At 70.1% G+C, this 19,232-nt stretch carries 16 protein-coding genes and 1 tRNA gene; 5 read left to right on the top strand and 12 right to left on the bottom strand.

What is annotated here, in order from left to right; genetic code table 11:
• Positions 1–9: 9 nt before the first annotated feature.
• On the bottom strand, positions 10–3,501 hold the full coding sequence (rpoB, locus tag BGP79_RS04685) for a DNA-directed RNA polymerase subunit beta (protein WP_076693494.1): 3,492 nt from the start codon (positions 3,499–3,501) through the stop codon (positions 10–12).
• Between the two features lie 384 nt (positions 3,502–3,885).
• Between rpoB and BGP79_RS04680 the strand changes: the two genes are divergently transcribed.
• Positions 3,886–5,082 carry an acetyl-CoA C-acetyltransferase gene (locus tag BGP79_RS04680; RefSeq protein WP_076693493.1) on the top strand — a complete coding sequence of 399 codons (1,197 nt, stop codon included), beginning with the start codon at positions 3,886–3,888 and terminating at the stop codon, positions 5,080–5,082.
• 129 nt (positions 5,083–5,211) lie between these two features.
• On the opposite strand, the gene rplL is transcribed toward BGP79_RS04680, so the two are convergent.
• The 9 genes from rplL to BGP79_RS04635 form a co-directional block, all read right to left on the bottom strand.
• Positions 5,212–5,598: a 50S ribosomal protein L7/L12 gene (rplL, locus tag BGP79_RS04675; protein ID WP_076693492.1), complete on the bottom strand. Its 387-nt coding sequence runs from the start codon at positions 5,596–5,598 to the stop codon at positions 5,212–5,214.
• Positions 5,599–5,754: 156 nt separating this feature from the next.
• Positions 5,755–6,285: a 50S ribosomal protein L10 gene (rplJ, locus tag BGP79_RS04670; RefSeq protein ID WP_076693491.1), complete on the bottom strand. Its 531-nt coding sequence runs from the start codon at positions 6,283–6,285 to the stop codon at positions 5,755–5,757.
• 326 nt (positions 6,286–6,611) lie between these two features.
• Positions 6,612–8,039 (bottom strand): DHA2 family efflux MFS transporter permease subunit, encoded by a 1,428-nt coding sequence (locus tag BGP79_RS04665; protein ID WP_076693823.1) that lies wholly within the window; start codon positions 8,037–8,039, stop codon positions 6,612–6,614.
• A 362-nt stretch (positions 8,040–8,401) separates the two neighbouring features.
• Positions 8,402–9,496, bottom strand: a complete 1,095-nt coding sequence (locus BGP79_RS04660) for a GNAT family N-acetyltransferase (RefSeq protein WP_158067140.1) — start codon at positions 9,494–9,496, stop codon at positions 8,402–8,404.
• A 158-nt stretch (positions 9,497–9,654) separates the two neighbouring features.
• Positions 9,655–10,362: a 50S ribosomal protein L1 gene (gene rplA / locus BGP79_RS04655; protein ID WP_076693490.1), complete on the bottom strand. Its 708-nt coding sequence runs from the start codon at positions 10,360–10,362 to the stop codon at positions 9,655–9,657.
• A 131-nt stretch (positions 10,363–10,493) separates the two neighbouring features.
• Positions 10,494–10,922, bottom strand: a complete 429-nt coding sequence (gene rplK, locus BGP79_RS04650; protein WP_076693489.1) for a 50S ribosomal protein L11 — start codon at positions 10,920–10,922, stop codon at positions 10,494–10,496.
• A 137-nt stretch (positions 10,923–11,059) separates the two neighbouring features.
• A complete protein-coding gene (nusG, locus tag BGP79_RS04645; RefSeq protein WP_369800157.1) occupies positions 11,060–12,007 on the bottom strand; it encodes a transcription termination/antitermination protein NusG in 948 nt (315 codons plus the stop codon).
• A 56-nt stretch (positions 12,008–12,063) separates the two neighbouring features.
• A complete protein-coding gene (secE, locus tag BGP79_RS04640) occupies positions 12,064–12,333 on the bottom strand; it encodes a preprotein translocase subunit SecE (RefSeq protein WP_083701574.1) in 270 nt (89 codons plus the stop codon).
• 84 nt (positions 12,334–12,417) lie between these two features.
• Positions 12,418–12,490 (bottom strand) — tRNA-Trp (locus BGP79_RS04635).
• A gap of 351 nt (positions 12,491–12,841) precedes the next feature.
• Between BGP79_RS04635 and BGP79_RS04630 the strand changes: the two genes are divergently transcribed.
• From BGP79_RS04630 to BGP79_RS04615, 4 genes are all read left to right on the top strand, one after another.
• Positions 12,842–14,230, top strand: coding sequence for an MFS transporter (locus BGP79_RS04630; protein WP_076693487.1), 1,389 nt, complete (start codon positions 12,842–12,844; stop codon positions 14,228–14,230).
• Positions 14,231–14,689: 459 nt separating this feature from the next.
• Complete coding sequence (locus tag BGP79_RS04625) at positions 14,690–15,889, top strand: pyridoxal phosphate-dependent aminotransferase (RefSeq protein WP_076693486.1); 1,200 nt, start codon at positions 14,690–14,692, stop codon at positions 15,887–15,889.
• 113 nt (positions 15,890–16,002) lie between these two features.
• Positions 16,003–16,242 (top strand): PspC domain-containing protein, encoded by a 240-nt coding sequence (locus BGP79_RS04620; protein ID WP_076693485.1) that lies wholly within the window; start codon positions 16,003–16,005, stop codon positions 16,240–16,242.
• Between the two features lie 50 nt (positions 16,243–16,292).
• Positions 16,293–17,321, top strand: a complete 1,029-nt coding sequence (locus BGP79_RS04615; protein ID WP_076693484.1) for a 6-phosphofructokinase — start codon at positions 16,293–16,295, stop codon at positions 17,319–17,321.
• A gap of 45 nt (positions 17,322–17,366) precedes the next feature.
• Here the strand turns inward: BGP79_RS04615 and BGP79_RS04610 are convergent, their stop codons facing one another.
• The gene (locus tag BGP79_RS04610) at positions 17,367–18,476 is read right to left on the bottom strand and encodes a folate-binding protein YgfZ (RefSeq protein WP_076693483.1); all 1,110 of its coding nucleotides are present in this window, start codon (positions 18,474–18,476) and stop codon (positions 17,367–17,369) included.
• Between the two features lie 69 nt (positions 18,477–18,545).
• On the bottom strand, positions 18,546–19,142 hold the full coding sequence (locus BGP79_RS04605) for an FABP family protein (protein WP_076693482.1): 597 nt from the start codon (positions 19,140–19,142) through the stop codon (positions 18,546–18,548).
• Positions 19,143–19,232: the final 90 nt, after the last annotated feature.

Genomic DNA, 19,232 nt, shown 5'->3' with positions numbered 1-19,232 from the left:
CGGAGCGGGTCAGACCTCCTCGACCGAGCTGGGCTCGGCCCGGGACAGGTCGATACCGAGTTCCTCGGCGGCCCGGAAGACTTCCTCGTCCGAGTCACGCATCTCGATGGTGGTGCCGTCGGTGGAGAGGACCTCCACGTTCAGGCACAGCGACTGCATCTCCTTGATCAGGACCTTGAACGACTCCGGCACACCGGGCTCGGGGATGTTCTCGCCCTTGACGATGGCCTCGTAGACCTTCACGCGACCGTGGATGTCGTCCGACTTGATGGTCAGCAGTTCCTGCAGCGTGTAGGCCGCGCCGTACGCCTCGAGGGCCCATACCTCCATCTCACCGAAGCGCTGGCCACCGAACTGCGCCTTACCACCCAGCGGCTGCTGCGTGATCATCGAGTACGGGCCGGTGGAGCGGGCGTGGATCTTGTCGTCCACCAGGTGGTGGAGCTTCAGGATGTACATGTAGCCCACGGAGATCGGGTCCGGGAACGGCTGGCCGGAGCGGCCGTCGAACAGGCGCGCCTTGCCGGAGCGCTCGATCAGACGGTTGCCGTCACGGGTGACATTGGTCGAGTCCAGGAGGCCCTGGATCTCGTCCTCGGTCGCGCCGTCGAACACCGGGGTGGCGACGTTCGTCGGGCCGGACTCGCGCGGCAGCTGCGGCAGGTTCGCCGCCCACGCCGGCTCGCCCTCGATCTTCCAGCCCTGCTTCGCAGCCCAGCCCAGGTGGATCTCCAGGACCTGACCGATGTTCATGCGGCCCGGGACGCCCAGCGGGTTCAGGATCACGTCGACGGGCGTGCCGTCCTCCAGGAACGGCATGTCCTCGATCGGCAGGATCTTGGAGATGACGCCCTTGTTGCCGTGGCGGCCGGCGAGCTTGTCGCCGTCGGTGATCTTGCGCTTCTGCGCCACGTAGACGCGGACCAGCTGGTTCACGCCCGGGGGCAGCTCGTCGTCGTCCTCGCGGTCGAACACGCGCACGCCGATGACGGTGCCGGACTCGCCGTGGGGCACCTTCAGGGACGTGTCGCGCACCTCGCGCGACTTCTCACCGAAGATCGCCCGGAGCAGGCGCTCCTCCGGGGTCAACTCGGTCTCGCCCTTGGGGGTGACCTTGCCGACGAGGATGTCGCCGGCCTCGACCTCGGCACCGATGTGGATGATGCCGCGCTCGTCCAGGGCGGAGAGGATCTCCTCGGACACGTTCGGGATGTCCCGGGTGATCTCCTCGGCGCCGAGCTTGGTGTCGCGGGCGTCGATCTCGTGCTCCTCGATGTGGATCGAGGAGAGCACGTCGTCGGAGACCATCCGCTGGGACAGGATGATCGCGTCCTCGTAGTTCAGTCCCTCCCAGGACATGAACGCCACGAGCAGGTTCTTGCCGAGCGCCAGCTCGCCGCCGTCGGTGGCCGGGCCGTCGGCGATGACGCCGCCGCGCTCGACCCGGTCGCCCTCGGCGACCACGACGCGCTGGTTGTAGGAGTTGCCCTGGTTGGACCGGGAGAACTTCATGATCGGGTAGTTCGTCTGGGTGCCCTCGTCCTCGAGCACCGTGACCATGTCGGCCGACACCTCCGAGACGACGCCCGCCTTCGCGGCGACGACCACGTCACCGGCGTCGACCGCGGCGTGCTTCTCCATGCCGGTGCCCACGACGGGGGCCTCGGACCGGAGCAGCGGCACGGCCTGGCGCTGCATGTTCGCACCCATCAGGGCGCGGTTCGCGTCGTCGTGCTCGAGGAACGGGATCAGGGCGGTCGCCACGGACACCATCTGCCGCGGGGAGACGTCCATGTAGTCGACCTCGGCGGCCGGGATCAGCACGGGCTCGCCGCTGCCGCCGCGCTGGCGGACCAGCACGGTCTCCTCGGTGAAGTGCCCGTCGTCCGTCAGCGGGGCGTTCGCCTGCGCGATGACGACCTCGATCTCGTCGTCGGCGGTGAGGTAGTCGACCTCGTCGCTGACCTGGCCCTCGGTGACCCGGCGGTACGGGGTCTCGATGAACCCGAACGAGTTGATCCGACCGTAGGAGGCGAGCGAGCCGATCAGGCCGATGTTCGGGCCTTCCGGCGTCTCGATCGGGCACATGCGGCCGTAGTGCGACGGGTGCACGTCACGGACCTCCATGCCGGCCCGGTCGCGGGAGAGACCGCCGGGGCCGAGCGCGGAGAGGCGCCGCTTGTGGGTCAGACCCGCGAGCGGGTTGTTCTGGTCCATGAACTGGCTCAGCTGGGAGGTCCCGAAGAACTCCTTGATGGCCGCGGACACCGGGCGGATGTTGATCAGGGTCTGCGGCGTGATCGCCTCGACGTCCTGGGTGGTCATCCGCTCACGGACCACACGCTCCATCCGGGACAGGCCGGTGCGGAGCTGGTTCTCGATCAGCTCGCCCACGGCGCGGATGCGGCGGTTGCCGAAGTGGTCGATGTCGTCGACCTCGACGCGGAGGTCGTGCTCGGCCCCGTCACGGATGCCGGGCATGGTCTCGTTGCCGGCGTGCAGGGACACGAGGAAGCGGATCATCGCGACGATGTCGTCGATGTTCAGCACGGAGGCGCGGGGATCGTCCAGCGCGGTCTCGACGCCGAGCTTCCGGTTGATCTTGTACCGGCCGACCTTGGCCAGGTCGTAGCGCTTCGGGTTGAAGTAGAGGTTGTCCAGCAGCGTCTGGGCGGCCTCGACCGTCGGCGGCTCGCCCGGGCGCAGCTTGCGGTAGATGTCGAGCAGCGCTTCCTCGCGGGTCTGCGTGCCGTCCTTCTCCAGGGTGGCGCGGATGGAGTCGAAGTCGCCGAACTCCTCGAGGATGCGGCTCTCGGTCCAGCCCATGGCCTTGAGCAGGACGGTCACCGACTGCTTGCGCTTGCGGTCCAGACGGACGCCGACCTGGTCACGCTTGTCGATCTCGAGCTCGAACCAGGCTCCGCGCGAGGGGATGATCTTCGCGGTGTAGATGTCCTTGTCGCTGGTCTTGTCCGCGGTCTTCTCGAAGTAGGCGCCCGGGGAGCGGACCAGCTGCGAGACGACGACGCGCTCGGTGCCGTTGATGACGAAGGTGCCCTTGTCGGTCATCAACGGGAAGTCGCCCATGAACACCGTCTGCTGCTTGATCTCACCGGTGACGTTGTTCATGAACTCGGCCTTGACGTACAGCGGCGCGGCGTAGGTCGCGTCGCGCTCCTTGCACTCGGCCATCGTGTACTTCGGGTCGGCGAACTCCGGCTCCGAGAAGGACAGGGACATGGTGCCCTGGAAGTCCTCGATCGGGGAGATCTCCTCGAAGATGTCGGCCAGACCGGAGGTGGTCGGCACGCCCTTGTCGCCCGTCGCGATGGCTTCCTCGACGCGGCGGCGCCAGGTGTCGTTGCCGACGAGCCAGTCGAAGCTGTCCAGCTGCAGGGACAGGAGGTTGGGAACATCCAGCGGTTCGTGGATCTTGGCGAAGGAGAGGCGGGGTGCTTCGCCGCTAGCGGTTACGTTGTCAGAGGTGCTCGAGGCGACCAAGAGGGATCCTTCCACAGACCTTCAGGCGAGAACTGCGCCCCCGACGGCGACCTGCGGCCTGCAGTCGTGCCGCCCACCCGTACTGGTCCGATACGGACCGGGTCGCTGCTCGCGGTCGCCTCCGTGAGGTCCACGGATCTGGCGTCCAGCGCAGCACACGACCGAGCCCACCGCTATATGAAGGCTGAAGGTGAAGAGGGGATACGCAAAGATTCAGTCTACCCGGCAGAATGCTTGGTGTCCAGCCCGGCCTGTGGTATTCGCGCGGGAACAGGCGGTTCCCCCACCCGGCGCCCCGCCCCGCTGCCCCCGCCGACGGCCGGAGCGAGGCGCCGGTCACACTAGGCTGGGGGCACCCAACGTCTCCGGAGGACCAACGCCATCATGAGTGAGCACCACGACAACGACGTCGTCATCCTGGCCGGGGCTCGCACCCCCCAGGGCAAGATCCTCGGCCAGCTGGCCGGCTTCACGGCCGTCGAACTGGGGACGCTCGCCGCGTCCGCCGCGATCGAGCGGGCCGGGGTCGGCGCCGCCGACATCGACCACGTCATCCTCGGCCAGGTGGTGCAGGCCGGCGCCGGCCAGAACCCCGCCCGGCAGACCGCCATCGCCGCCGGCGTCGGCTGGGACGTGCCGGCCGTGACGCTGAACAAGGTCTGCCTCTCCGGGCTGGTCGCCATCACGGACGCCGCGCGGCTGATCCGCTCCGGTGAGGCGGACGTCGTGCTCGCCGGTGGCCAGGAGTCGATGACGAACGCCCCGCACCTGCTGCCCGGCGCCCGCAAGGGCTGGACCTACGGCTCCTTCGAGGCGCTCGACTCCGTCGCGCAGGACGGCCTGGTCGACTCGTTCGACCACGTCTCGATGGGCGCCTCCACCGAGGGGCACAACGGCCGGCTGGGCATCGACCGCGCCGCGCAGGACGAGGTCGCCGCGGCTTCGCACCAGCGGGCGGCCGCCGCAGCCGACGCCGGGGTCTTCGAGCAGGAGATCGTCCCGGTGAAGGTGCCGCAGCGCAAGGGCGCGCCGGTCGTGGTCTCCACCGATGAGGGCGTGCGGCCGACCACCACGGTCGAGACGCTCGCCGGGCTGCGGCCCGCCTTCGCCTCGGACGGGACCATCACGGCGGGCAACTCCTCGCCGCTCTCGGACGGCGCCTCCGTCGTCGTCGTCGCGCGCCGGTCGTGGGCGGAGGAGCGCGGGCTGCCCTGGCTGGCCGTGATCGGTGCTCCCGGCCAGGTCGCCGGCCCGGACAACTCCCTGCACTCGCAGCCGTCCCGCGCCATCGACCACGCCCTCGGCCGTGCCGGCTGGCAGCGCGAGGACCTCGACTTCATCGAGATCAACGAGGCCTTCGGCGCGGTGGCCGTGCAGTCCCTCGCCGACCTGGACTACCCGCTGGAGAAGACCAACATCCACGGCGGCGCGATCGCTCTGGGTCACCCGATCGGCGCCTCCGGAGCCCGGCTCGCGCTGCACGCCGCTCTCGAGCTGGCACGACGCGGCTCCGGCCGCGCCGCCGTGTCGCTGTGCGGCGGTGGCGGTCAGGGCGAGGCCCTGCTGCTCTCCCGCGACTGAGTCACGCTCCCCCGGTCGCCGCGACGGCCGACGGCGGACGCGAGAAGGGCCCCGCTCCGGTGACCGGAGCGGGGCCCTTCTGCGTGCCCCCGTCGGGGGCGTGTACCAATGATCAGATGATCGGCGAGGTCACTTGAGGGTGACGGTGGCGCCGGCGCCCTCGAGCTGCGCCTTGGCCTTCTCGGCGGTCTCCTTGTTGGCGCCCTCGAGGACCGCCTTCGGGGCACCGTCGACCAGGTCCTTGGCTTCCTTCAGACCCAGGGAGGTCAGCGCGCGGACCTCCTTGATGACCTGGATCTTCTTCTCGCCGGCGGCCTCGAGGACGACGTCGAACTCGGTCTTCTCCTCCTCGGCCTCCGCCTCGCCGCCACCGGCAGCAGCCGGGCCGGCCACGGCCACGGGGGCGGCAGCGGTGACGTCGAAGGTCTCCTCGAACGCCTTGACGAACTCGGAGAGCTCGATGAGGGTCAGTTCCTTGAACGCGTCGATCAGTTCGTCGGTGGTCAGCTTCGCCATGATGGCGCTCCTTCGTTTCGTTGCCGGTCTCGTGCCGCCCTCACGGGGCGGGGTGATCCCGGCGGGATCTTCGGTCGTGGCCCGGAGCCCGGGCCGGCAGGAGCGGGTCCTGCCTGTGCTGCCGTCGTGGCGTCACCGCCGTCGGGCAGCGGCCGCTCACGCGGCCTGGCTGGCCTCGTCCTGCTTCGCTCGCAGGGCCTCCGCAGTGCGGACGGTCTTGGAGAGCGGAGCCTGGAACAAGGCGGCGGCCTTGGACAGCGACGCCTGAGCGGCGCCGGCGACCTTGGCCAGCAGGACCTCGCGGGACTCGAGATCCGCGAGTTTGGTGATCTCAGCGCCGCTGAGTGCCTTCCCCTCGAGGAAGCCACCCTTCACGATCAGCTGAGGGTTGGTCTTGGCGAAGTCACGCAGGCTCTTGGCAGCCTCCACCGGGTCTCCGGTGATGAACGCGATCGCGGAGGGTCCGGCAAGCTGGCCATCGAACGCATCGATGCCCGCCTCCTTCGCCGCGATCTCGGTCAGCGTGTTCTTCACCACGGCGTATTCCGCGTTCTCACCGAGGGAACGACGCAGCTGCTTGAGCTGGGCCACGGTGAGACCACGGTATTCCGTCAGGACGGCGGCGGTGGAGTTGCGGAAGTGATCCGTCAGCTCCTGGACCGCGGCGACCTTGTTCGGCTGCGCCATGGTTCTCCTTCCGGTCATCGTGGGCCGGCCGGCCACGGCAGCGGAATGTGCGTCTTGAACGCAACAACGCCCCGCGCAGATGCACGGGGCGCACGGAGAGCGGACGGGAAGAGACCCGTCGGCGTCGAGCTTTCGTTCACCTGCGCAGGCCGCCCGCTGTGCGGGGCCTTCGATTCATCCTCCGCCTCGAGCACGATTGCCCGGGCAGAGATGAACGACCGGCGGTCTTTGGTACCCGTCCATGGTACGTGAGCGCGGCGATCCGGCCAAATGCCGGGTCGCCGCGCTCCCGGGACGGTGCTCGGCTAACCCGAGTCCTCGGATACTCAGGCGGCGTGCCGCCCGCGGCGACGGCCGAGGCCGCGTGGCGTCGCGAGGAAGACGGCCACCAGAGCGGCCACGAGGAAGCCGACGGCCGGCAGCAGGAGGGACTGGCCCATGGCACTCGCGTACCCTGCCTGCAGGGCAGCCGGCAGGGAGCCGGAACCCCCCATCCCGGCCTCGCCGGCGGGGGCGCCGCCGCTCAGGTGCGGCAGCTCGGCCGCGAGCCGGCTCTCCATCAGCACCGCGATCGCGGCCGAGCCGAGCACCGCGCCGACCTGACGCGTCGTGTTGTAGACGCCCGAGCCGGCCCCGGCGACGTCCGGTGTGAGGTTGCGGGTCGCGCTGATCGACAGCGGGGCCCACATGCAGGAGCTGCCCAGGCCCATGATGACCGGCACGAGCGCCAGGAACACCAGTGGCGTGTCCGGGGTCATGATCGCGGCGAGGATCAGCAGGCCGATGCCGAAGGCGGCCATGCCGGGCACCGCCAGGCGCCGGGGGTCCACCCGGGCGATGATGCGGCCGACGATCGGCGCCATGACGCCGGAGACGATGGCCATCGGGGCGAGCATGAGGGCCGACTGCGTCGGGGTGAGGCCGCGGACGGTCTGCAGGAAGAGCATGAGCGGGAAGTTCATCGCGGTGATCGCCAGGCCCACGAGGGTGATGGCCAGGTTCGCGAGGCTGAAGTTGCGGTCGCGGAAGAGCCGCAGCGGGATCAGCGGCTCACCGCGGTTGTAGCGCTGCCACACGACGAAGAGGGCGAGCACGACGACGCCGGTGATGATGAGCCCCCACACTGAGATGGGCCCGGTGATGGTGCCCCAGTCGTAGGTCTCCCCCTCCTGGATGCCGAACACCAGCGCGAACATGCCCACCGCGCTGAGCACGACGCCCAGGATGTCGAACCGGTGGCTGTGGGTCGGCAGCCGCGGGACGAGCATGAAGGCGAGGACGAGCCCGACGACGCCCACCGGCACGTTGACGAAGAAGATCCACTCCCAGCCCAGCGAGTCGACCAGCAGGCCGCCGAGGATCGGGCCGACCAGGGTGGCGATGCCGGCGGTCGCGCCCCAGAGTCCCATCGCCGCGCCGCGTTTCGCCACCGGGAACATCCGGGTGATCACGGACATGGTCTGGGGCGTCATGAGCGCCGCGCCCAGGCCCTGCAGCACCCGGGCGAGGATCAGCATCTGCACGTCGCCGGCGAAGCCGCACCAGGCGGAGGCGACCGTGAACACGGCCAGGCCGATCACGTAGATGTTCTTCGGCCCGAACCGGTCACCGAGTCGCCCGGTGATCAGCAGCGGCACCGCGTAGGCGAGCAGGTAGGCACTGGTGACCCAGATGACGGCGTTGATGTCGGCGCCGAGGCCCCGCATGATGGCGGGCATCGCCGTGGTCACGATGGTGGAGTCCACGAGGATCATGAAGAAGCCGACGACGAGGGCCCACAGGGCCGGCCACGCCTTCGGGTCGAGCGGCGCGTCGGTCGCCGGGGACGGGTACGGGGTGCCCGCGCGCGGAGGGGTCGCCTCGGCAACGGGGGGCTGGGCCTGCGCGACGGTCTGGTCGCTGCGGGTGGTGGTCACGGATGTCCTTCCGCCCGGGAGACCCGGGGAGCGGTGCTGGTGCACGTGGTGCGGGTGGAGCAGATGTCGATCGAGCGGCCCGACGGCAGACGACGCCGGTCGGAAGCAGTGGGGGGTGGCGGCGCTGACGCGGGGCCACCCTGCGGCATCAACGTCGGTGCCGGGACGGTTATGCCCGGTCCGACGGACCGGGGGGATGATCAGCAGAGGCGCTTCTGCCAGGCGCCGACCACGCCGGCCTGCCGGAAGCCGAGCTCGACATTGATGGCGAGCACGGGGGTGTTCTCCTCGGCGTTCCAGGTGTAGACGCGGCGAACCTCCGGCCACGCCGTCGCCAGCCGCCGGAGGTTGTCGATCTTCAGCAGCATACCCAGCCGGTGGCCGCGATGGGCGCTCAGGACCAGGGTGTCCTGCTGGTAGGCGACGGCGGGACGCGCGTCGAAGCGCTCGAGGACGGTGTGGCCCACCAGCCGCCCGGTCGGGACGTGCCGGACGGCGGTCACGAGCCGGTGCCCGCCTCCGGCGGCCAGTTCCGCTTCCTCGTCCGCGACCCGGCCGGCGTCCCAGTCCTCCTCGTCCTGCTCGAGGTCGGCGGAGGGGACGTCCGTGCTCATGGCCGTCTTCAGCTGCGCGTAGTCCGCGGCGGTGTCGGCGGGTGCGACGTCGGACCAGGCGATGAGCTCGTGGTCGGGATGCTCGGGCAGGGCGGCGTACCAGGCCTGGAGGGTGGCCGGCGCGACCGGCACGTCGAGCCGGCCGAGGCGTTCGACCTGTTCGAGCACGTACCCGTGGCGCCGGGCGAAGGCCACCTCCGGGGCACCGGCGGGCACGGCTCCGGCCCCGGATCGGGCCGGTACGGCATCGGGCCAGGGTTCGGTGCCCGCGGTCTCGGTCCAGCCGGTCAGCACCGTCCGGCCCGCGGTTCGCAGGTCCCGCTCGGCCACCGCCATCAGGGAGGATCCGACGCCTCGGCGCTGGCGACCGGGATCGACCACGACGTCGACCCAGGCGACGGCCGGGTTCTCCCGCAGCGGCAGGGTGGCGGTGAGCAGGCCGAGCACGCCGCCTGCCCCGTCGACGGCGATCCAGCCACGCCACTGCTCCGCGGCGGTGTCAGCGGCACGGGCGTACTGCTCGGGCAGGCTCTCGGTGTGGTCGTCGTCGCCCCACTGGTGACGGCGGGCCCGGATCCCGACCCCGGCGGCGGCCCGGAAGGTCGCGGCGTCGGCGCCGGTCAACTCGGCGGGGCGGACGAGCTCGCGGACCTCGACGGTCTCCTGGTCGCGCACGGTCACGCTCCTCATCGTGTCCCGGCCGGCCGCTCCGGTCCAGACCCGGCGGTACTCCGCATCCCGTCGGCCCTCGGACTCCGACCCGGGAACGCGAACGGGGCCGGACGAGATGATCTCGTCCGGCCCCGTTCGTCGGCCGTGTGGCCGCGGGTCGTTCAGCCTCAGGCGGCGGGGAGCACGCGGGTGACGTTCGGATCCACCGGGATGCCGGGGCCGAAGGTCGTGCTCACGGTGGCGCGCTGGATGTAGCGGCCCTTCGAGGCGGACGGCTTGAGCCGCAGGACCTCGTCGAGCGCCGCGGCGTAGTTCTCCGCCAGCTTCTCGGCGTCGAAGGACACCTTGCCGATGATGAAGTGCAGGTTCGCGTGCTTGTCGACCCGGAAGTCGATCTTGCCGCCCTTGATCTCGGTCACGGCGCGGGCCACGTCCGGGGTCACGGTGCCGGTCTTCGGGTTCGGCATCAGGTTGCGGGGGCCGAGGATCTTGCCCAGGCGACCGACCTTGCCCATCAGGTCCGGGGTGGCGACGGCGGCGTCGAAGTCCGTCCACCCGCCCTGGATGCGCTCCATCAGGTCGTCCGACCCGACGAAGTCGGCGCCGGCGGCCTCGGCCGCGGCGGCCCGGTCACCGGTCGCGAAGACCACGACGCGGGCGGTCTTGCCGGTGCCGTTCGGGAGCATCACGGTGCCGCGGACCATCTGGTCGGCCTTGCGGGGGTCGACGCCCAGACGGAACGCGACCTCGACGGTGGCGTCCGAGGACGACGGGTTGGACTCCTTGGCCAGGGTGATGGCCTCGGCCGGGGCGTACAGCTTGCCCTCTTCGATCTTGGCGGCCGCGGCCCGGTATGCCTTGCTGCGCTGTGCCATCTGCGTCTTCTCCTTGTGCAGGTGTGGTGTGACGGGCCGCGCGCGGCCCTTTCCCACGGGATGTGTCAGGTGCCGAGCAACTGCTCGGCGGGTGTCGAGTGACTACTCGACTCCGTCTGATCGTCGAGTGACTATTCGACGGTGATGCCCATCGAGCGGGCCGTGCCCGCGATGATCTTGGCGGCCGCGTCGACGTCGTTCGCGTTCAGGTCCTCGAGCTTCGTCTGGGCGATCTCGCGCACCTGGGCCTGGGTCAGCTTCGCGACCTTGGCGGTGTGCGGGGTGGCCGAGCCCTTCTGGACGCCCGCAGCCTTCTTGATCAGCTCAGCGGCCGGCGGTGTCTTGGTGATGAAGGTGAACGAGCGGTCCTCGTAGACCGTGATCTCGACGGGGACGACGTTGCCGCGCTGGGATTCCGTCGCGGCGTTGTACGCCTTGCAGAATTCCATGATGTTGACGCCGTGCTGACCGAGCGCGGGACCGATCGGGGGGGCCGGGTTGGCGGCACCCGCCTGGATCTGCAGCTTGATCAGGCCGGCGACCTTCTTCTTGGGAGCCAATTGAAGATCCTTCTTCCATGATGGTGCCCGCCGGCACAGGAGCGTCCCGGCGGAGGTTGGCCGCCGTGGCGCGGCGGCCGCCGTCGTCATGATCCGCAAAGCATCGGATCACGCCGACGAAGTCGGGGGTCGGACTCTCAGATCTTGGTGACCTGGTTGAACCCGAGGGTGACGGGCGTCTCGCGCTCGAAGATGGAGACCAGCACGACGAGCTGCTGCGACTCGGGCTTGATCTCGGAGATCGTGGCCGGCAGGGTCTCGAACGGGCCCTCCTTGACGATGACCGACTCGCCGACGGTGAAATCGACGGCGATGGCGCCCGGCGCCGGGCGGACCGGCTTGCCCTCCTCGGCCGCACGCTCGGCCTCGAACGACGGAGCCAGCATCGAGACGACCTCGTCCAGGCGCAGCGGGACGGGGTTGTGGGCGTTGCCCACGAAGCCAGTGACACCCGGGGTGTGCCGGACGGCGCCCCAGGACTCGTCGGTCAGTTCCATCCGGACCAGCACGTAGCCGGGGATCCGCACGCGGCGCACGACCTTGCGCTGCGCGTTCTTGATCTCCACGACATCCTCCATGGGGACCTGGATCTCGAAGATGAAATCCTCCATGTTGAGGGTCTGGATCCGGGTCTCCAGGTTGACCTTCACCCGGTTCTCGTAGCCGGCGTAGGAGTGGATGACATACCAGTCACCCTCCTGGCGGCGCAGCTTCGCGGTGAACTCGACCAGCGGGTCCTCGGCGGGCTGGGCCGTGTCGGCCTCGCCCTCCTCGCCCTCGGTGATCGGCTCGGCGGTGTCGGTGCCCGCGGCGACGGCGAGGTCCGTCTCCTGGATGGTCGCGTCGTCGGTGGCGACACCGTCGGCCTCGGCCAGCGTGACGTCGTCGTCCTGCGTCGTCTCCACCTGCGCGGCCTCGGCGTCGTCGGCCTGAGCGGTCTCGACCTCGTCGTCCGTGACGTCCGGCTCGGCGGGGGCCGACACCGGCGCCCCGGTCGGCGCGGCGTCGCTGAACGGCGAGTCGGCGCTGCGCGCGTTCGACCGGGTGACGTCGTCGTCGATGTTTTCGAGCCTGTGCTCGGACACGGTGTACTCCTGTTTCTCGACCGGTTGTCTTGCGGGGTGCTCACGCACCCGAGGCATCACTGCGTGGGCGTGCCGACGAAGACCCATTTCGCTGCCGAGAAGAACACGAAATCCAGTCCCGTCACGATGAGCATCATGATCACCACGAACACGAGCACCACGGCGGTGTAGTTCAGCCACTGTCCTCGCGTCGGCGTCACCACCTTGCGCAGTTCGCCGATGACCTGCCGGACGAACAGCGCGATCCGCGAGAACACGTTGCGCCTGGGCTGCTTCGCCTCGGGCGAGGGGCGCCCCTGAGAGCTGCTGGCAGCTGTTTCGGTCACCGGTTCCTCACTTGCCGTTCGTCGAGTTCGCCGACGGTCACACGACCGCCGCGCCGCGATGCCGGCTGTTCACCAGCCAGTGCGCAGGGCAGACAGGACTCGAACCTGCAACCTGCGGTTTTGGAGACCGCTGCGCTACCAATTGCGCCACTACCCTTCGATGTTCCGCTTCCGGGGCTGATCCTGACCCTGCATGAGGGCGCAGTCGAGCTTCGGGCGAACACCAAAATGACAGTCTACGCATGTCGAGCGCGAACGTCGAACCGACGCCTCCCGATGCACGCCGATGTCGACGTCGCCCGGCCCCCTTGTGCCCTGGATCACAGCCGGTGTACCGTGGTCGCATTCACGTAGCGAACACTTGTTCGCCATACGAACACCAACGGCGTCCACGGACCCCGTCCCGGTGATCGTCACCGGATCGGCCACCGTCCCCGGTCCCCCCACGGTCGGCCGCCCGGCCTCCGGCACCGCCCGCGTCCCCAGCCCGTCGAGATGGAGACCTCCGATGACCTCCCACGAGACCACCCCCCTGTCGCCCCGCGAAGAGGGCGTCACGCCCGACGAGCAGGCCCGCCGCCTGCAGCGCGCGAAGAAGGCCGCCACGGCCGCCTTCCTCGGTGGCACGCTCGAGTACTACGACTTCTTCATCTACACCACCGCCGCGTCGCTGGTGTTCTCGAAGATCTTCTTCCCCGCCGGCGACCCCGTCGTCGGCCAGATCCAGGCCTTCGCGACGCTCGGCGTGGCGTACGTCTTCCGTCCCGTCGGCGCCATCGTGTTCGGTCACCTCGGCGACAAGATCGGGCGGAAGAACACCCTGGTGCTCACCATCCTGCTGATGGGAGCCGCGACCTTCCTCATCGGCTTCCTGCCCACCTTCGGGGCCGCCGGCTACCTCGCTCCGGTGCTGCTCGTCCTGCTGCGCGTGCTGCAGGGTCTCTCCGCGGGTGGGGAGACCGCCGGCGCGGCGTCGCTGACGATGGAGGAGTCGCCCGTCGGACGGCGCGGCTTCTTCCCCAGCTTCACCATGAGCGGCATCTCGGGCGGCATCGTCCTCGCCTCGCTGGTGTTCCTGCCGATCGCCGCCCTGCCGCAGGACCAGTTGCTGACGTGGGGCTGGCGGATCCCGTTCTGGCTCTCACTGGTGGTGGTCGTCGTCGCCTTCCTCGTGCGCCGCACGCTGGAGGAGCCCGAGGTGTTCGAGGAGAAGGCGGAGCACGCTGATCTGGTCAAGCTCCCGCTCACGGAGATGCTGCGCACCCACCCGAAGCAGTTCGTGCAGACCGTGCTCATGTCCTTCGAGACGGTGACCAACACCTTCATGCAGTCCTTCGGGCTCGCCTACGCCGTGGTGGTCGGCATCCCGGCGACGACGATGCTGTGGGTGAGCGTCGTGGGCAACGCCCTGGCGATCTTCTCGCAGCCGCTCATGGCCTCGTTCTCCGACCGGATCGGCCGCAAGCCGCTCTTCGTCTCGGGCGTCATCGGCTCCGGGATCATGATCTTCATCTACTTCTGGTCGATCTCGACGCAGAACATCGCCCTCGTCTTCATCACCAGCACGCTCATCACGGCCGGCACCTACGCGATGTCCAACGCCATCTACCCGGCCTGGTTCCCCGAGCTGTTCAACGTCCGGGTGCGCTACTCGGGGGTGGCCATCGGCCTGCAGATCGGGATCCTGTGCGCGGGCTTCACCCCGCTGCTGGGCGAGGCCCTGCGCGGAGCCGACAAGGCCAACTGGGGCCCGGCCGCGTGGATCGTGGCGGCCTCCTCGATCCTCGCCGCCACCGGTGCCCTCTGGGCCCGGGAGACCTTCCGGACCCCGCTGAAGGACCTCGGCGCCCCGGTCCACCACCCGCAGACGAGCAGCATCGACAAACTCTCCGTCTGACCCACCACAGAACCGAACGAACGACGGACGGCCCCGCCACGAAGGCGGGGCCCTCCGTCGTCCGGTCGTCGTGTGAAGTCAGCGCTGACCCTGCGCAATCCGCCACCCCCCCTCCCCCTCCCCCCGCTCGTGACACCGACCGCCCCCCACCAACAGCAATACCGATCCGGCGGAACCGACGATCCGAGGTCGGCACGGTGCCGGGCGAAAGGGGACGTGTCGACCGGAGCGAGCTCTGCGAGCGCAGGGAGATCCAGTCCCCGTGCCCGGTGCCGTACCGACCGAACGCAACCCGACCGAATGCAACCCGACCGACGCAACACGACGGAACGCACCTAACGCACCGAAGCGAACGCAACCCCGCCACACGCGGTCGAAACCAGGACTCCCAGCACCCGACGTCACGAACGGAGACCCCGCCTAGACTTGTCACCACCCCCGCCCGCAACGAAGGACGTCATGAGCCCAGCCCGCATCTCCCAGCGTGTCGGATCGATCGCCGAGTCGGCCACCCTCGCGGTGGACGCCCGCGCGAAGGCCCTCAAGGCGCAGGGCCGGCCCGTGATCGGGTTCGGCGCCGGGGAACCGGACTTCCCGACGCCGGACTACATCGTGGAGGCGGCGGTCGAGGCGGCGCGGGATCCCCGCAATCACCGGTACTCCCCCGCCGGGGGCCTGCCGGAGCTGAAGACCGCGATCGCGGAGAAGACGCAGCGCGACTCCGGGTACACCGTCGACCCCGCGCAGGTGCTGGTGACCAACGGCGGGAAGCAGGCCGTCTACGAGTCGTTCGCCACGCTGCTGGATCCGGGCGACGAGGTGCTCATGCCCACCCCGTACTGGACCACGTACCCCGAGGCCATCCGCCTCGCCGGGGGCGTCCCCGTCGAGGTGTTCGCCGGCCCCGAGCAGGGCTACCTGGTCACCGTCGACCAGCTCGAGGCGGCCCTGACCGAGCGCACCAAGGTGCTGCTCTTCGTCTCCCCCTCCAACCCGACGGGTGCCGTCTACTCCCCCGAGCAGACCGCGCAGATCGGCGCGTGGGCCGCGTCGAAGGGCCTCTGGGTGGTCACCGACGAGATCTACGAGCACCTGACCTACGACGGCGTGCCGTTCACCTCGATCGCCACCGCGGCACCGGAGCTCGGCGACCGCGTCGTCATCCTCAACGGCGTGGCCAAGACCTACGCGATGACGGGCTGGCGGGTCGGCTGGATGATCGCCGCCCCGGACGTGGTCAAGGCGGCGACGAACCTGCAGTCCCACGCGACGTCCAACGTCGCCAACGTCTCCCAGCGCGCGGCTCTTGCCGCCGTCGCCGGACCGCTGGACGCCGTCCACCGCATGCGGGAGTCCTTCGACCGGCGGCGGAAGCTGATCGTCGAGGGCCTCAATGCGATCGACGGCGTCGAGTGCCCGATGCCGACCGGAGCCTTCTACGCGTACGCCGACGTGCGCCCGCTGCTGCAGCGGCCGGTGAAGGGTCGCACACTGTCCACCAGCGCGGAGCTGGCCACCTTCATCCTCGAGGAGGCGGAGGTGGCCGTCGTGCCCGGCGAGGCGTTCGGCCCCTCGGGCTTCCTGCGCCTGTCCTACGCCCTCGGCGAGGACGACCTGCTCGAGGGTGTCGGCCGGGTGCAGCGCCTGCTCGGCGCGTGACCGACCACTGACCGACCACCGACCGTGATGCCCGGGATGACGCGGATGCACGCCGGTCCTCCCGGCAGACGGGCCGGTGGCGACCCCGTGGCGAAGATGGCAGGCTGACCACCATGAACTCCTTCTTCACCGCCATCCGCTCGCTCGGCGTGCGGCGCGGGCCGCACCGGATGCTCGCCGGCGTCTGCGGCGGTATCGCGGATCGCTTCGGCGTCAGCCCCTGGCTGGTGCGGCTGATCTTCGTGCTCAGCCTCCTGCTGCCCGGTTCTGGCATCGTCGTCTACCTGATCGGCTGGGTCCTGCTGCCGGACGAGCAGGGCGTCATCCCGCTGCAGCGCTCCCTCCAGCGCTGACCCGTCCCCACCCGCACCACGGCACCGTTCCTGAACGAGGAGACCACCAGATGAAGATCGGCATGCTCACCAGCGGCGGCGACTGCCCCGGCCTGAACGCGGTGATCCGCGGGATGGTGCTCAAGGGCATCGAGATCGGTGACCACGAGTTCGTCGGCTTCCGGGACGGGTGGCGCGGTGTGGTCCAGGAGGACATCATCCCCATCCCCCGCTCCAAGGTGCGGGGCATCTCGAAGCAGGGCGGCACCATCATCGGGACCTCCCGCACGAACCCCTACGAGGGGGACGGTGGCGGTCCGGAGAAGATCGCCGCCATGCTCGAGCGCAACGGCATCGACGCGATCGTGGCGATCGGCGGCGAGGGCACCCTGGCCGCCGCGAACCGGCTGGCCAACGAGGGCATCCCGGTGGTCGGCGTGCCGAAGACCATCGACAACGACCTGAACGCGACGGACTACACGTTCGGCTTCGACACCGCGGTCCAGATCGCGACCGACGCCATGGACCGGCTGCGGACCACCGGCGAGTCCCACTCCCGCTGCATGGTGGCCGAGGTGATGGGCCGGCACGCCGGCTGGATCGCCCTGCACTCCGGCGTCGCCTCGGGCGCGCACGCCATCCTCATCCCCGAGCAGAGCCTGGACATGGAGCGGGTGACCGGATGGGTGCAGGAGGCATTCGACCGTGGCCGCGCGCCCCTCGTGGTGGTTGCGGAGGGCTTCATCCCCGCCGGCTACCAGGAGGCCTACTCCGACAAGGGCCTGGACGCCTTCGGCCGTCCCCGCCTGGGCGGGATCGGCGAGTGGGTGACCGGCGAGATCGAGCGGATCACCGGGATCGAGAGCCGCAACACGATCCTCGGCCACATGCAGCGCGGAGGCACGCCCACCAGCTACGACCGCGTGCTCGCCACCCGGTTCGGCATGGCCGTCATCGACCTCGTCCTCCAGGAGCGGTGGGGGCACATGGTCTCCCTCGACGGCACCGACATCGTGCAGGTGCCGTTCGCGGACGCCATCGGCGACCTGCGCGTGGTGCCGCAGTCGCGCTACGACGAGGCCGCCCTGCTCTTCGGCTGACCCGGTCGGGCTACCGGGTCGGCCGCGCCGACCCGGGTTCCGGCGTCAGCCGCGGCGCGTGTTGAGCAGACCCGCCGGACGGCCGACCACCTGGCCGGCGTCGGGCGCGACGATGATCTCCTGCGCGGCCGCGTACCTGCTGTCGCCGTCGACGACGACGAGCGTGGCCTCCGGGTCGACCGACCGCTTGATCACGGCCAGCGCGATCGGGCCCATCTCGCCGTGCTGGGCGACCGAGGTGACACGCCCGACGGCGCGCTCCCCGGAGCGCACCTCGGACCCGGCCGCCGGCAGCGTGTGCTCGGAGCCGTCCAGGTGCAGGAACACGAGCCGCCGCGGCGGGTGGCCGAGGTTGTGCACGCGGGCGACGGTCTCCTGCCCCTTGTAGCAGCCCTTCGCCAGGTGGACGCCGGTGCGGATCAGGTCCAGTTCGTGCGGGATGGTCTTCTCGTCGACGTCCCGGGCGTACCGGGGACGCCACGCGGCGACCCGCAGCGCCTCCGCGGCGCTGTGCCCGGCCAGGCCGACGCCGGTCTCGGCGAGGGCGTCGACCGTGCGCTCGAGGTCCTCGCGCGGGACCAGGAAGACCGACCAGTGCCACGTGGCGGCGGGGTGATCCTCGCCGACCGTGTAGGCGAAACCGCCCGGGCCGAGCCGCGGCCACGGGTCGGCGAAGTGGGTCAGTGCGTCCCGCAGGGGAGCCGGCGTGTCCTCGACGTCGAGCGCGGCGCCGACGGCGGCCCACGCGTCGGTGACGTCGGCGACCTCGACCCGCAGCATGAAGCGCATGGAGTCGAGCCAGCGGGCCAGGTCCTCGTGCTGTCCGACGTCGGTGAGCAGCCACGTGCGCTCGCCGTCGTCGGTGACGAGCAGATCGAATTCGATGCGCCCCTGCACGCTCAGCAGCAGGGTCTCCGTCGTCACCCCGGCCGGCAGACCCGTCAGCTGCTGGGAGGAGAGGGTGTGGAGCCAGCTGAGCCGGTCCGGGCCGGTGACGGTCACGACGCCGCGATTGCTCAGGTCCACCACCGCACGGCCGCGGGTCAGGGCGCGCTGCTCCTGGGCGGGATCGCCGTAGTGGGCGGCGATGCCGGCGTCGGCCCCCTCGTCGGGGACGGCACCGTGGCGGGAGAGCAGGGGGCTGGTGGGACTCATGTTCTCCTCAACGGCCGCGGCGCGCGCCCGCATTCCCGGCAGCGACCGGCATCGGTGGGTGCGGGCGGGTCAGGCGCGGTGCAGGCGGCCGGAGGCGTGGGACTGCAGGGCCCGTCCGGCAGCGGCGATGTCCCAGGCCCAGAGCAGGTCGCCCTCGACGAGCCCGTACATCCGGGTGGCCGCGCGGTAGTCCTTGGCGCCGGGCGCCCGCATCACCGCGTCGGTGCTCAGGTCGATGCGGGGGCCCTTGATCTGGCCCACGTAGAGCTCGCTCACCCCGCCCGGATGGACGAGGGTGGCGACGATGTCGAAACCGCCGTCGCCGTTGCGCAGCTTCTCGACGTCGTCGGCGGTGCGCAGGGCCGGCACGATGTCCGCCGGCAGCATGCCCGGGCCGGAATCGGCGTCGTTCTGGGGGCGGTCGAGCTGCCAGATGCCCGTCTCCATCGTCAGCGGGCGCAGCCGCTGACCGTCTTCGTCGATGAGCCAGGACTCACTGGTGTAGATCAGGTAGGGCAGGCCGTTCTGGGAGAACGTGATGTGCTGCTCGAACTGCAGGCTCTCCTCGTCCGCGTACCCGAGGACGCCCGTCCCCTCCCAGTGGCCGATCAGCCAGGAGAGCGGGACGAGTTCGGGAGTGAGGTCCGTGGGCAGTTCGAACGGCATCGACTCAGGCTACTGCTGGCCCTTGAAGAGCCGCCAGACGACGAATCCGGCGAACCATGCCATGGCCAGGCTGGCGATGGCCAGCAGCAC

The organism is Tersicoccus sp. Bi-70 (assembly GCF_001968825.1).
Classification (GTDB): Bacteria; Actinomycetota; Actinomycetes; order Actinomycetales; family Micrococcaceae; genus Tersicoccus.
This window is presented reverse-complemented; position numbering and strand designations above follow the sequence as displayed.